Source organism: Streptomyces sp. NPDC001068, from assembly GCF_042897315.1.
GTDB lineage: Bacteria > Actinomycetota > Actinomycetes > Streptomycetales > Streptomycetaceae > Streptomyces.
This window is the reverse complement of record NZ_JBIAYD010000006.1, coordinates 148,478-160,727: the sequence shown is the minus strand read 5'-3', so window position 1 is coordinate 160,727 and position 12,250 is coordinate 148,478. Positions and strand designations below refer to the sequence as shown.

The window sequence follows — 12,250 nt, the reverse complement described above, 5'->3', positions numbered from 1 at the left end:
AGTGCAGACTACGAGTTCCGGTCGCCGGGCACTATGCCGTCGGGCGCCCCCAGCGGGGTTCGGGACGCCTCGGGAGTGCGCAGCATCTTCGCGATCACCGTCTCGATGTCCGGTTCCCGCACGGAGAGGTCGGCCAGGGGGTACTCGGCCGCGATCCGGGCCACCAGCGGCGCCGCCGACTCCGACGCCGGGAACGCCAGCCACTGCCGCGGCCCCTCCACCTTCACCACCCGCGCCGCCCCGCCCGTCTCGACCGGCGGCAGCTCCCGCTCCAGGTCCACCACCAGGGTCCGTTCGCTCTCCCCCGCCTCGTGCAGCCCCGTGAGCGGACCGTCGTACACCAGCCGCCCGTGGTCGATGACCATCACGCGCGAGCACAACTGCTCGATGTCCTGGAGATCATGGGTGGTCAGCAGGACCGTGGTGCCGCGCTCGGTGTTCAACTCCCGCAGGAACTCCCGGACCTTGGCCTTGGAGATGACGTCGAGGCCGATCGTCGGCTCGTCCAGGTACAGCACCTCCGGGTCGTGCAGCAGCGCCGCCACGATGTCGCCGCGCATCCGCTGCCCGAGCGAGAGCTGCCGCACCGGCACGTCCAACAGGTCCTCCAGGGACAGGAGTTCCACCAGCCGGTCCAGGTTCTCCCGGTACCGCGCGTCGGGGATGCGGTACATGCGGTGCATCAGACGGTAGGAGTCGACGAGCGGGAGGTCCCACCACAGCGTGGTGCGCTGGCCGAAGACGACACCGATGCGGTGGGCCAGCCTCGTGCGCTCGCGCGACGGGTCGATGCCCGCGACCCGCAGCCGGCCTCCGCTCGGCGTCAGGATCCCCGTCAGCATCTTGATCGTCGTCGACTTCCCGGCACCGTTCGGACCGATGTAGCCGACCATCTCACCGCGCTCCACCGTGAAGGAGAGCGAGTCCACCGCCCGTACCCGACGGCGCTCCCGCTTCAGGAACCCGGTCCTGCGCCGCACGTCGAAGACCTTCTCCACCCGGTCCACCTCAATGAACACCGTCAACTCCCGTGCTCCGTCCCGCTCCGCGCGTCCCGTTCAACTTCCGGTGCTCCGATACGACCTGAGCCCCACCCGCCACGCCAGGCCCGCCAGCGCGCAGCACACCACCGCCACCAGCGGCGGTGCCCACGCCGTCCACTCCGGCAGCCGCAGCGGAAACGGCCGCCCCAGCACGTACGCCGCCGGCACCCAGTTGACGAAGGCGAGCGGCAGCAGGAAGGTCACCCCGCGCACGAAGTCCCGCCCGAACACCGTCGGCGGGTACTGGAGCAGCGTCGTACCGCCGTAGGTGAACGCGTTCTGCACCTCGGCCGCGTCCTGCGCCACGAACTGGAAGGTCGCGCCGAACAGGAACAGCGCGCAGAAGATCACCGCGCCGCTGATCACGGTCACCGGCACCAGCAGCACCTTCGCCGCCGTCCACTCCACGTGCACGGCGGTCAGCGCGTACCCCAGCACCAGGCCGCCCTGGATCACCCGGCCGAGGCGGCGCAGCGCGAAGCGGTCCGCGCCGAGCTGGGCGAGCACCGGGGCCGGCCGCACCAGCAGGGTGTCGAAGGAGCCGTCGCGGATCCGCGCGCCGAGCACGTCCATCGAGCCGAAGGCGAGATCGGCGAGACCGAACGCGGTCGTGGACAGGCCGTACAGGAAGGCCACCTCGGGCATGGTCCAGCCACCGAGCCGGTCGACCTGCGTGAACATCAGCAGGATCGTGGCGAAGTCCAGGCCGGTCACCGTCAGGTTGCCGAGCAGCGTCAGCACGAAGGACGTGCGGTAGGCCAGCGAGGACCGGATCCACATCGCGGCGATCAGCCGGTACGCCCGCACCCCCTCCACCGGCCGGGACGCCCGCGGCCGGCCGGTGCTCTCCAGGACCCGCTCAGCCACCCTGCACCACCACCCGGCGGGTCGCCGCCGTCTGGATCAGCCGCCCCGCCGCCAGCAGCGCCACCGCCCACGCCGCCTGGAAGGCGTACGCGCCCGCCGGAGCGGTCTCGCCCAGCAGGACGTCCGCCGGCGTCTGCAGCTGCGCCGCCCACGGCAGGGTCCGTACGACGTCGCCGAGGGCGCCCGGGAAGACGTTCAGCGGCAGGGTCATCCCCGAGCAGAAGATCCCCAGCACCATCAGCGCCTGGTTGACGCCCATGCCGTCCATCAGCCAGAACGCGCTGAGCGCGGCCAGGTAGCGGATGCCGAAGCTGACGAGCATGGCGAGGAACAGGGAGACCGCGAAGGCCGCCCAGGTCGCCGCGTCCCTTGGCAGGGCCATCGGGAAGAACAGCGCGCCGAAGGCGAACGGGATCACCCCCCGGCCCAGCAGCTGGAACATCGACCGCCCGAGGTCCGTCGCCAGCCACCACAGCTGGAGATCGGCCGGACGGTACAGGTCGATCGCGATCTCACCCGTACGGATCCGCTCCATCAGGTCCTTCTCGACGCCCCCGCCCTGGATGGCGAGCGTCGCGTACAGGCACTGCCCGAGCCACACATAGGTGACCGCCTGCGCCTGGTCGTAGCCTCCGAGATGCGGTTTCTCGTCCCACAGCGCCAGATACGTGTAGACGAGGATGATCCCGAAGGCGGTGTTGGTGAACACCCCGGCGGCGGTGGCCGCCCGGTAGGTCGCGTACCGCCGGAAACCCCCCGCCGCGACGGCGGCGTACAGCCGTCCCGTACCCACGCCACAGCCCTCCTCGGCCTGTCGACACCGAAGCGCCGAAGCCTATGCGGAGCCGGGGTCGACGCGCCTTCCCTTTTCCGGCCCCCGCACCGGAACCCGGGAGGGTAGTGCGCGACGTCACCCGACGCGTGCCGTGTCCGGGGAACTGAACGACGGATGGGACAGTCTTCATCAAAGGAGGCATGAGTAGCCTCCCGTAACGAAGGCGCCGTTTGCGCCGAAGACGTACCGCCCGCAGGGACGTACGACGCACCGCAGCACAGGAGTCCGCGCACACCATGAGTGACGAGCCGCAGCCGCAGCAGCCGAACCAGAGCGGCGAAGGCCCGACAGCACCGCCCGCGGCGGTCCAGGAGACGAAGGGGGGCGAGAAGAAGATGAAGCGGCCCAAGCGGACCGGATGGCGGCGGATCGTCCCCACCTGGCGCATGCTGCTCGGCACCTTCGTGATCGGCATACTCCTGCTGATCGGCCTGTTCTTCCTCGGCTACTCGATGGTGAAGATCCCGACGGCCAACGCGTTCGCCACCAAGCAGTCCAACGTGTACCTGTACGCCGACGGCTCCCAGCTGGCCCGGGACGGCGAGGTCAACCGGGAGAACGTGACCCTCGCCCAGGTCTCCAAGGACGCCCAGCACGCCGTGCTCGCCGCCGAGGACCGCGACTTCTACACCGAGTCCGCCGTCGACCCCAAGGCGATGCTGCGCGCCGCCTGGAACACCGCGACCGGCAAGGGCACCCAGTCCGGGTCCACGATCACCCAGCAGTACGTGAAGAACTACTACCTCGCGCAGGAACAGACCGTCACCCGAAAGGTGAAGGAATTCTTCATCTCGATCAAGCTGGACCGCTCCGAGTCCAAGGACGAGATCCTCGAGGGCTACCTCAACACCAGCTACTTCGGCCGCAACGCCTACGGCATCCAGGCAGCCGCCCAGGCCTACTACGGCAAGGACGCCACCGACCTCGACCCGGCCCGCGCCGCCTACCTCGCGGCCCTGGTCAACGCGCCCAGCGAGTACGACGTCGTCGCCCACCCCGAGAACAAGGCGGCGGCCGTCGCCCGCTGGAACTACGTCCTGGACGGCATGGTCAAGAAGGGCTGGCTCAGCGCCTCCGACCGGGCCGGCATGAAGTTCCCGATGCCCAAGGAGCAGACCGCCTCCACCGGCATGTCCGGACAGCGCGGCTACCTCGTCGAGGCCGTCAAGAGCTACCTGATCAAGAACAAGATCGTCGACGCCGACTCCCTGGAGGCCGGCGGCTACCGCATCACCACCACCATCGAGAAGAGCAAGCAGAACGCCTTCGTCAAGGCGGTCGACGACAAGCTGATCTCCCAGCTGGACAAGAAGAACCGCAAGGCCGACACCTACGTGCGCGCCGGCGGCGCCTCGGTCGACCCGAAGACCGGCAAGGTCGTCGCCCTCTACGGCGGCATCGACTACGTGAAGCAGTACACCAACGGCGCCACCCGCGGTGACTTCCAGGTCGGCTCCACCTTCAAGCCCTTCGTGTTCGCCTCCGCCGTCGACAACGACTCCACCACCCAGTCCGGCCAGACCATCAGCCCGAACACCTACTACGACGGCACCAACAAGCGGCCCGTCCAGGGCTGGCCCGGCGGCAGCTACGCCCCGGAGAACGAGGACGAGAAGTCCTACGGCGACATCACCGTCCGCAAGGCCACCGACCTGTCGGTGAACGCGGTGTACGCGCAGATGGCCGTCGACGTCGGCCCCTCCAAGGTCAAGCAGACCGCCGTCGACCTGGGCATCCCCTCCGACACCAAGGACCTCCAGCCGTACCCGTCCATCGCGCTGGGCACCGCCACCGCCAGCGTCCTGGACATGGCGGAGGCCTACGCCACGCTCGCCAACCACGGCAAACACGGCGCCTACACGATGGTCGAGAAGATCACCAAGGACAGCACGCAGGAGATCGAACTGCCGAAGTCCACGACCAGGCAGGCCATCAGCCGGCAGGCCGCCGACACCACCACCTCCGTCCTGCGGAGCGTGGTCGACAACGGCACCGCCACCGCCGCCCAGGCCGCAGGCCGCCCGGCCGCCGGCAAGACCGGCACCGCCGAGGAGGACACCGCCGCCTGGTTCGCGGGCTACACCCCCGACCTCGCCACCGTCGTCTCCGTGATGGGCCAGGACCCCGTCACCGCGGCCCACAAGCCGCTGTACGGCGCGCTCGGCCTGCAGCGGATCAACGGCGGCGGGGCCCCCACCGAGATCTGGGCGCAGTACACCAAGGCCGCCCTCAAGGGCGTCGCGACCTCCTCCTTCGACCTCGACCTCCAGCCCGGCGCCGAGACCGTCGCCCCCGCCACCCAGAACCCGGCCACCCCGGGCACCGGCGGCCAGGACAACGGGGGCACCACCGGCGGCGACGAGGACAACGGCGGCACCACGGGCGGCGACCAGGACAACGGCGGCACCACCGGCGGCGACCAGGACAACGGCGGCACCACGGACGGCTCCACCACCGCGGGCACCACCGACGGCTCCACCACCTCCGGTGACACGACCTCCGGCACGGACTCCGGTACGACCACCTCGGGCACCGACTCCGGCACGTCCACCGGCACCACCGACGGCGGCACCAGTACGGGTACGACGGACGGCGCCACCGACGGCTCCACCTCGGCCGGGACGACCCTGGGCGGCGACGGCGGCGGCTTCGGATTCCAGTAGCGGACCGGCAGGGGGACCGGCGGCCGGTCAGTGGCCGCCGGTCGCCTTGAGCCCCACCACCGCGACCAGCAGCAGGCACACGAAGAAGATCCGCGCCGCGGTCGCCGACTCCCCCAGCACCAGCATCCCGAACACCGCCGCCCCGGCCGCCCCGATCCCCACCCACACGCCGTAGGCGGTACCGATGGGCAGGGTCCGGGCGGCGTACGAGAGCAACACCATGCTGGCGACGATCCCGCCGCCGGTGAACAGGCTGGGAACGAGACGCGTGAACCCGTCGGTGTACTTCATGCCGACGGACCACCCGACCTCGAGAAGACCGGCGACGACAAGCAGAACCCAGGCCATGACAGGCACCTCCGAGACGTTTCACTGCACGGGGTGCGTCGTCTTTGCCTTCACGGTCCCGGTACGGCGCGTCTCGTCGGGCTGGCACCTTCGAACATAGCAAAGGAACGACAAAGGGGCCTGGTGACCGCAGTCACCAGGCCCCTTTCGATCACCGAATCACAGATACAGGCCGGTCGAATCCTCCGAGCCCTCGAACCGGTCGGCCGCCACCGCGTGCAGATCGCGCTCCCGCATCAGCACGTAGGCCACCCCGCGCACCTCGACCTCGGCACGGTCCTCCGGGTCGTACAGCACCCGGTCACCGGGCTCCACCGTGCGCACGTTCTGCCCCACCGCGACCACCTCGGCCCAGGCCAGCCGGCGTCCGACGGCCGCCGTGGCCGGGATCAGGATCCCGCCGCCGGACCGCCGCTCACCCTCGCCGGTGTCCTGCTTGACCAGCACCCGGTCGTGCAGCATCCGGATGGGCAGCTTGTCGTGATGGGTGTCGTTCCTGTTCGTGCTCACGCCTCTGAACCTACCCGCTTCCGCTCAGCGCCTGCGCCGCCGGCCACTGAACACGAGCAGACCGACCACGCCCACGGCGACCAGCGCGACAGGCACCACACGCTCCAGACGCGGCGCGCCGTCCTCGTCCACGAACTGCGCCCGCACCTCGCTCACGGCCCGGTTGACCTGGACGTAGGCCCGCCCGAGCGTGTGATCGACGTTGGCCGCGACCTTGGCCTTCGCATCGCCGACGATGGTCGCGGGGTGCACCCGCACCCCGATCTCGTCCAGCGTCTCGGCCAGCACATCGCGGCGTCGCTTGATGTCCGCCTCGATCTGCGCCGGGGTTCTGGTGTCCGACGTCTCCGCCACCGTAGGCCCTCCGAAGTCTGCCGTGCTGCATGTTCTGGACAGTCTGTCAGTTCCCGCCGCCGCCGCACTGTCAGGACCCCCCGTTACGCTGGACCGATGAGCGAGCGACTCCAGCCCGGGGACGTAGCCCCCGACTTCACCCTCCCCGACGCCGACGGCAACGAGGTGTCCCTCTCCGCCCACCGGGGCCGCAAGGTCATCGTCTACTTCTACCCGGCGGCACTGACGCCCGGCTGCACGAAGCAGGCCTGCGACTTCACGGACAACCTCGACCTGCTGACCGGCGCCGGCTACGACGTCATCGGGGTCTCCCCCGACCAGCCGGAGAAACTCGGCAAATTCCGCGACAAGGAGAACCTCAAGGTCACCCTCGTCGCCGACCCCGACAAGAAGGTCCTGGACGCGTACGGCGCCTACGGCGAGAAGATGAACTACGGCAAGACGTACATGGGCGTCATCCGCTCCACGGTCGTCGTGGACGAGCAGGGCAAGGTGGAACGCGCCCTCTACAACGTCCGCGCCACCGGCCACGTCGCCAAGATCATCAAGGACCTGGGCATCTGAGCACCTCATTCCGCTACTGACGGCTCGCACCGGGATCCACCCTGGTGCGAGCCGTTTTCCCCTCTCCGGCCTCCGGGCGTGACTGTCCGATAACCGGTTCGTTACTCCGTACGAGCCGCGAACGTGCGGCCGGAACAGAGGAGGCTCGATGGGAGCGAGTGCGTACACCAGGGAGCGGCTGGCGCCGGAAGTCGCCGAAGCACGCAACTGGACCGATCTGATGCGGCGACTGGGCCTCAATCCGAGTGGCGGTCAAAGGCGGGTGCTGCAGGAGCACGTGACGCGTCACGAACTCGATACAAGCCACTTCGCCAAGCGCAGCCCATGGCGCAAGTACCCCGACGCCGCCATCGCGGAAGCCGCCACATCCTCGTCCTCCCTGAGGGAAGTGGCGCTAAAGCTGGGTGCCACACCGGCCACGGGGACCCTCTCGCACATCCGGCGTCGCCTTGACGCCGCAGGCATCGACATCAGCCACTTCCCCGGTATGGATCGCCCCGAACTGGATCTGCCATTCACTTCGGAAGAACTCCGGGCGGCCGCAGCCACAGCCATCAGTGTGCGCGGTGTGGCTCGCGTGTTGGGCGTTCCCGATGACAGCCGGTCCCGGGCGACACTAAGTCGCATGTTGGCGGCCCAACTCATCGACACCAGCCACTTCTCACATCGACGTGCGGTGATTCCCGAGGGTGAACTATGCAGACTGGTACGGACCTGTACCAGCTACGCCGAGGTCATGCGCGGACTCGGGATGGACGTCAACGACACCAACCACCGACACGTACGGCGCGCCGCATCCCGCCTCGGTCTCGACACCGGCCACTTCACTCGCCGATCCTGGGGACGGCCCGAGCGGCCGACACCTCCGACGACAGCGCATCGAGTGCTGGTGATCCTGCCCCAGCAGGCCGGACGGACCAACAGATCCCGACTTCACCAAGCTCTGACCGAGATCGGGGTGCCGTATGCGTGTGTGGAGTGCGGCAACACCGGTGAATGGCGCGGGCGTCCGATCACCTTGCAGATCGACCATGTCAACGGCAACTGGCGGGACAACCGCCAGGAGAACCTTCGATATCTGTGCCCCAATTGCCATGCGTTGACGGAGACGTGGTGTCGCCAGAAGAGCAGAGTCCCACTCGCCGGGTGACCCGACAGCCCCGTACACTGAGTGCCGCCGGTCGAGCACGATGACCGTTTTGGGCGGCCGTGATGGAATTGGTCAGACATGCTGCGTTTAGGGCGCAGTGGGCGAAAGCCCGTGTGGGTTCGAGTCCCACCGGCCGTACGTGCACCGAGGGGCGCCCAATGTGGGGGCCCCTCAGCTGCCTCTCAGCCCAACAACTCCCGCACCACCGGCACCAACCCCCGGAACGCCTTCCCCCGGTGGCTGATCGCGTTCTTCTCCTCGGGGCTCAGCTCGGCGCATGTCCTCGTCTCCCCCTCCGGCTGGAGGATCGGGTCGTAGCCGAAGCCGTTCGTGCCGGACGGGGTGTGGCGGAGGGTGCCCTTCAGGTGGCCCTCGACCACGCGTTCCGTGCCGTCCGGCAGCGCCAGGGCCGCCGCGCAGGCGAAGTGGGCGGCGCGGTGTTCGTCGGCGATGTCGGAGAGCTGGGCGAGGAGGAGGTCGAGGTTGGCCTTGTCGTCGCCGTGGCGGCCGGACCAGCGGGCGGAGAAGATGCCGGGGGCGCCGTTGAGGACGTCGACGCACAGGCCGGAGTCGTCGGCGACGGCCGGGAGGCCCGTCGCCTGGGCCAGGGCGTGGGCCTTGAGGAGCGCGTTCTCGGCGAAGGTGACGCCCGTCTCCTTGACGTCGGGGATGTCGGGGTAGGCGTCGGCGCCCACGAGTTCGTGGGGCAGGCCCGCCTCGGCGAGGATCGCGTGGAGTTCGGTGATTTTCCCGGCGTTGCGGGTGGCGAGGATCAGGCGGGTCGTCATGTGAGGAAGTATCCCAAGGCCCGGGTGCGGCGGTTACGGCGTGCAGACCTTGGTCAGTTCGCCGGCGGCGTCGGTGACCGGGGCGACGTCGGGGGTGGAGTCGCCGTTCCTGATGGCGGTGCGGACGTTGTCGACGGCCTTGTCGAGGTCGTCGACCGCCTTGTTGACGTCGGTGTCGTCCGTCCTGTCGCCGATCTTGCGCAGGTTGCTCTGGATGGCGTCGAGGGAGGTGTCGGCGCGGGTGGGGTCGTCCGCCGCGTTCTCCACGGCCTGCTGGAGGTCGGTGACGCTGTCGGCGATGGAGTCGGCGGTCTGGACGCAGTCCAGTGCCTTGTCCACGGCGTCGCAGCCGGTGAGCAGGGCGGCGGCGAGTGCGGTGGTCGCGGCCACGGCGGCGATGGCGGTGCTGCGGCCTCGGCGTCGGCTGGCGGCCATGACGGTGTTCCCCTCCCGTTGGATACGACTGGCCGGGCGCACGGTTTTTCACGCCGTGCGCCCGTACCTATGGGGACGCGGGGCCGCCCGCTCTGGTTGCCCTGCCGTACCTCGGCTTTTTGGGTTCCCTTTACTTTGCGGTTCTAGCGGGTGAGGGTCGCTTCGAGGGCGGCACGCTGGATGGTGGCGAGGTCGTTGCAGCCGGCGACGGCGAGGTCGAGGAGGGCGTCGAGTTCGTCGCGGGCGAAGGGTTCGGCCTCGGCGGTGCCCTGGACCTCGACGAAGCGGCCGTCGCCGGTGCAGACGACGTTCATATCGGTCTCGGCCCGGACGTCCTCCTCGTAGCAGAGGTCGAGGAGCGGGACCTTGCCGACGATGCCGACGGAGACGGCGGAGACGGTGCCGGTCAGGGGCTGGCGGCCGGCCTTGACGAGTTTGCGTTCCTTCGCCCAGGTGACGGCGTCGGCGAGGGCGACGTACGCCCCGGTGATCGCGGCGGTGCGGGTGCCGCCGTCGGCCTGGAGGACGTCGCAGTCGAGGACGACGGTGTTCTCGCCGAGGGCCTTGTAGTCGATGACCGCGCGCAGGGAGCGGCCGATGAGGCGGGAGATCTCGTGGGTGCGGCCGCCGATCTTGCCCTTGACGGACTCGCGGTCGCCGCGGGTGTTGGTGGCGCGGGGCAGCATGGCGTACTCGGCGGTGACCCAGCCCTCGCCGCTGCCCTTGCGCCAGCGGGGGACGCCTTCGGTGACGGAGGCGGTGCAGAAGACCTTGGTGTCGCCGAAGGAGACGAGGACGGAGCCCTCGGCGTGCTTGCTCCAGCCGCGTTCGATGGTGACCGGGCGGAGTTGTTCGGGGGTGCGGCCGTCGATTCGAGACATGGCCGTGAGCCTATCGGGAGTGGCAGAAGGGGCTCGTCCCCAGGAGGGAGGAGCCCCTTCGGGTGAGCCGGGAGGCTCACATCATGTCTTCGATCTCCGCGGCGATCGGGTCGGCGTCGGTGCCGATGACGACCTGGATGGCGGTGCCCATCTTGACGACGCCGTGGGCTCCGGCGGCCTTCAGGGCGGCGTCGTCGACCTTCGAGGCGTCGTGGACCTCGGTGCGCAGGCGGGTGATGCAGCCTTCGATCTCGTCGATGTTGTCGATTCCGCCGAGGCCGGCGACGATCTTCTCAGCCTTGCTGGCCATGTTCCTTCTCCCTGATCCGAACCGCTTTGTCGCAGTAACCCACAGTTGGCCCAACTTTTCGAGCGGCCGTGCCGCGCCTGCCGAATGATGGCGAGCACTGCGGCGGAACCGTCGCCAACTGGTCTACACCAGCGGACGGGCGGTCGCCAAACCCCTGCGGTGGAGCCGAGCGGCCCGGAGGACGCGCCCATGAGTGCCGAGAGCGCCGAGAGCACGGTCAGTCCCGGGCGGGAGCGGTGGAACGCTCTCTTCCAGGGGCTGCAGAAGATGGGCCGGAGTCTGCAGTTGCCGATCGCGGTGCTGCCGGCGGCGGGGATCCTCAACCGGCTGGGGCAGCCGGACGTCTTCGGGGACCAGGGTCTTGGCTGGACGGATGTCTCCAAGGTGATGCAGGGCGCGGGCGGCGCGTTGCTCGACGGGTCGACCGGGCTGCCGTTGCTGTTCTGCGTGGGCGTCGCGATCGGGATGGCGAAGAAGGCGGACGGGTCGACGGCGCTGGCGGCGGTGGCGGGGTTCCTCGTCTATTACGGGGTGCTGCACCAGTTCCCGGAGGACTGTCCGGGCGGTTCGAGGTTGCTGCCGGGGGTCGGCTGCCAGGTGCGCGACGGTTCGGTGTCGACGTTCACCTTCCAGAACCCCGGGGTGTTCGGGGGGATCGCGATGGGGCTGCTGACCGCGTATTTCTGGGCCCGTTTCCACCGTACGAGGCTGGTGGACTGGCTGGGTTTCTTCAACGGGCGGCGGCTGGTGCCGATCATCATGTCGTTCGTGGCGATCGTCTTCGCGGTGGTGTGTCTGTGGGTGTGGCCGCCGGTCGGTGACGGGCTGGAGAGTTTCAGCCACTGGCTGCGGGAGGCGGGTGCCTGGGGCGCGGGGGTGTTCGGGGTCGCGAACCGGGCGTTGCTGGTGATCGGGCTGCACCAGTTCCTGAACGTGCCCATCTGGTTCCAGTTCGGCAGTTACACGACGCCGGACGGCCTGACGGTGCACGGTGACATCAACATGTTCCTGGCGGGTGATCCGGACGCGGGTCAGTTCACGTCGGGGTTCTTCCCGATCATGATGTTCGCGCTGCCGGCGGCGGCGCTGGCGATCACGCACTGTGCGAAGCCGCACCGGCGCAAGGAGATCGGCGGTCTGATGCTGTCGGTGGCGCTGACGTCGTTCGTCACGGGGATCACGGAGCCGCTGGAGTACTCGTTCCTTTTCATCGCCCCGCTGCTGTACGCGGTGCACGCGCTGCTGACGGGGGTGTCGATGGCGGTGACGTGGGGGCTCGGGGTGCACGACGGGTTCAGCTTCTCGGCGGGGCTGATCGACTACGTCATCAACTGGAACCTGGCGACGAGGCCGTGGGCGATCGTGCCGATCGGGCTGTGCTTCGCGGTGGTCTACTACGTGGTCTTCCGGTTCGCCATCACGCGGTTCGATCTGAAGACGCCGGGCCGGGAGCCGGAGGACGAGGTGGAGGACGTCACCAAGGGTTAGCCGCGGGGTCACCG

Annotated in this window: 14 protein-coding genes, 1 tRNA gene and 1 riboswitch; of the genes, 5 read left to right on the top strand and 10 right to left on the bottom strand. The window is 69.2% G+C overall.

Annotation, left to right across the window (positions count from 1 at the left end; translation table 11 throughout):
• Positions 1-8: 8 nt before the first annotated feature.
• From ACFY3I_RS18355 to ACFY3I_RS18345, 3 genes are all read right to left on the bottom strand, one after another.
• A complete protein-coding gene (locus ACFY3I_RS18355) occupies positions 9-1,025 on the bottom strand; it encodes an ATP-binding cassette domain-containing protein (protein WP_390861467.1) in 1,017 nt (338 codons plus the stop codon).
• Between the two features lie 33 nt (positions 1,026-1,058).
• Complete coding sequence (locus ACFY3I_RS18350; RefSeq protein ID WP_390861771.1) at positions 1,059-1,823, bottom strand: ABC transporter permease; 765 nt, start codon at positions 1,821-1,823, stop codon at positions 1,059-1,061.
• A 79-nt stretch (positions 1,824-1,902) separates the two neighbouring features.
• Positions 1,903-2,703 (bottom strand): ABC-2 family transporter protein, encoded by an 801-nt coding sequence (locus ACFY3I_RS18345; protein WP_365293165.1) that lies wholly within the window; start codon positions 2,701-2,703, stop codon positions 1,903-1,905.
• Between the two features lie 278 nt (positions 2,704-2,981).
• On the opposite strand from ACFY3I_RS18345, the gene ACFY3I_RS18340 reads away from it, so the two are divergent.
• Positions 2,982-5,408: a transglycosylase domain-containing protein gene (locus ACFY3I_RS18340; RefSeq protein ID WP_390861466.1), complete on the top strand. Its 2,427-nt coding sequence runs from the start codon at positions 2,982-2,984 to the stop codon at positions 5,406-5,408.
• 27 nt (positions 5,409-5,435) lie between these two features.
• On the opposite strand, the gene sugE is transcribed toward ACFY3I_RS18340, so the two are convergent.
• The 3 genes from sugE to ACFY3I_RS18325 all read right to left on the bottom strand — a co-directional run bounded on the left by sugE (position 5,436) and on the right by ACFY3I_RS18325 (position 6,620).
• Positions 5,436-5,756, bottom strand: a complete 321-nt coding sequence (gene sugE / locus ACFY3I_RS18335; protein WP_390861465.1) for a quaternary ammonium compound efflux SMR transporter SugE — start codon at positions 5,754-5,756, stop codon at positions 5,436-5,438.
• A gap of 32 nt (positions 5,757-5,788) precedes the next feature.
• Positions 5,789-5,862, bottom strand: a riboswitch (guanidine-III (ykkC-III) riboswitch).
• A gap of 53 nt (positions 5,863-5,915) precedes the next feature.
• On the bottom strand, positions 5,916-6,218 hold the full coding sequence (locus ACFY3I_RS18330; RefSeq protein WP_076089203.1) for a co-chaperone GroES: 303 nt from the start codon (positions 6,216-6,218) through the stop codon (positions 5,916-5,918).
• 72 nt (positions 6,219-6,290) lie between these two features.
• On the bottom strand, positions 6,291-6,620 hold the full coding sequence (locus tag ACFY3I_RS18325) for a DUF3618 domain-containing protein (protein ID WP_365293171.1): 330 nt from the start codon (positions 6,618-6,620) through the stop codon (positions 6,291-6,293).
• A gap of 96 nt (positions 6,621-6,716) precedes the next feature.
• On the opposite strand from ACFY3I_RS18325, the gene bcp reads away from it, so the two are divergent.
• From bcp to ACFY3I_RS18310, 3 genes are all read left to right on the top strand, one after another.
• On the top strand, positions 6,717-7,184 hold the full coding sequence (gene bcp, locus ACFY3I_RS18320) for a thioredoxin-dependent thiol peroxidase (protein WP_390861464.1): 468 nt from the start codon (positions 6,717-6,719) through the stop codon (positions 7,182-7,184).
• A 148-nt stretch (positions 7,185-7,332) separates the two neighbouring features.
• Complete coding sequence (locus tag ACFY3I_RS18315; RefSeq protein ID WP_390861463.1) at positions 7,333-8,334, top strand: HNH endonuclease; 1,002 nt, start codon at positions 7,333-7,335, stop codon at positions 8,332-8,334.
• Between the two features lie 53 nt (positions 8,335-8,387).
• A tRNA-Leu gene (locus tag ACFY3I_RS18310) sits at positions 8,388-8,472 on the top strand.
• A gap of 44 nt (positions 8,473-8,516) precedes the next feature.
• Here the strand turns inward: ACFY3I_RS18310 and rdgB are convergent.
• The 4 genes from rdgB to ACFY3I_RS18290 all read right to left on the bottom strand — a co-directional run bounded on the left by rdgB (position 8,517) and on the right by ACFY3I_RS18290 (position 10,748).
• Positions 8,517-9,122, bottom strand: a complete 606-nt coding sequence (rdgB, locus tag ACFY3I_RS18305) for an RdgB/HAM1 family non-canonical purine NTP pyrophosphatase (RefSeq protein ID WP_390861462.1) — start codon at positions 9,120-9,122, stop codon at positions 8,517-8,519.
• A gap of 33 nt (positions 9,123-9,155) precedes the next feature.
• Complete coding sequence (locus ACFY3I_RS18300) at positions 9,156-9,557, bottom strand: hypothetical protein (RefSeq protein ID WP_365293178.1); 402 nt, start codon at positions 9,555-9,557, stop codon at positions 9,156-9,158.
• A gap of 143 nt (positions 9,558-9,700) precedes the next feature.
• Positions 9,701-10,438 (bottom strand): ribonuclease PH, encoded by a 738-nt coding sequence (gene rph, locus ACFY3I_RS18295; RefSeq protein ID WP_365293180.1) that lies wholly within the window; start codon positions 10,436-10,438, stop codon positions 9,701-9,703.
• 76 nt (positions 10,439-10,514) lie between these two features.
• Positions 10,515-10,748 carry a glucose PTS transporter subunit EIIB gene (locus ACFY3I_RS18290; protein WP_071372245.1) on the bottom strand — a complete coding sequence of 78 codons (234 nt, stop codon included), beginning with the start codon at positions 10,746-10,748 and terminating at the stop codon, positions 10,515-10,517.
• Between the two features lie 189 nt (positions 10,749-10,937).
• Here ACFY3I_RS18290 and ACFY3I_RS18285 point away from each other — a divergent pair, with 189 nt between their 5' ends.
• Positions 10,938-12,236, top strand: coding sequence for a PTS transporter subunit EIIC (locus ACFY3I_RS18285; RefSeq protein ID WP_390861461.1), 1,299 nt, complete (start codon positions 10,938-10,940; stop codon positions 12,234-12,236).
• Positions 12,237-12,250: the final 14 nt, after the last annotated feature.

Bases quoted from the DNA above. Each gene is read 5' to 3' on its own strand.
- sugE (WP_390861465.1), bottom strand. From the start codon at position 5,756: ATGGCCTGGGTTCTGCTTGTCGTCGCCGGTCTTCTCGAGGTCGGGTGG.
- ACFY3I_RS18340 (WP_390861466.1), top strand. From the start codon at position 2,982: ATGAGTGACGAGCCGCAGCCGCAGCAGCCGAACCAGAGCGGCGAAGGC.
- ACFY3I_RS18315 (WP_390861463.1), top strand. From the start codon at position 7,333: ATGGGAGCGAGTGCGTACACCAGGGAGCGGCTGGCGCCGGAAGTCGCC.
- bcp (WP_390861464.1), top strand. From the start codon at position 6,717: ATGAGCGAGCGACTCCAGCCCGGGGACGTAGCCCCCGACTTCACCCTC.
- ACFY3I_RS18290 (WP_071372245.1), bottom strand. From the start codon at position 10,748: ATGGCCAGCAAGGCTGAGAAGATCGTCGCCGGCCTCGGCGGAATCGAC.
- rdgB (WP_390861462.1), bottom strand. From the start codon at position 9,122: ATGACGACCCGCCTGATCCTCGCCACCCGCAACGCCGGGAAAATCACC.
- ACFY3I_RS18330 (WP_076089203.1), bottom strand. From the start codon at position 6,218: ATGCTGCACGACCGGGTGCTGGTCAAGCAGGACACCGGCGAGGGTGAG.
- ACFY3I_RS18350 (WP_390861771.1), bottom strand. From the start codon at position 1,823: ATGTGGATCCGGTCCTCGCTGGCCTACCGCACGTCCTTCGTGCTGACG.
- ACFY3I_RS18285 (WP_390861461.1), top strand. From the start codon at position 10,938: ATGAGTGCCGAGAGCGCCGAGAGCACGGTCAGTCCCGGGCGGGAGCGG.
- rph (WP_365293180.1), bottom strand. From the start codon at position 10,438: ATGTCTCGAATCGACGGCCGCACCCCCGAACAACTCCGCCCGGTCACC.
- ACFY3I_RS18300 (WP_365293178.1), bottom strand. From the start codon at position 9,557: ATGGCCGCCAGCCGACGCCGAGGCCGCAGCACCGCCATCGCCGCCGTG.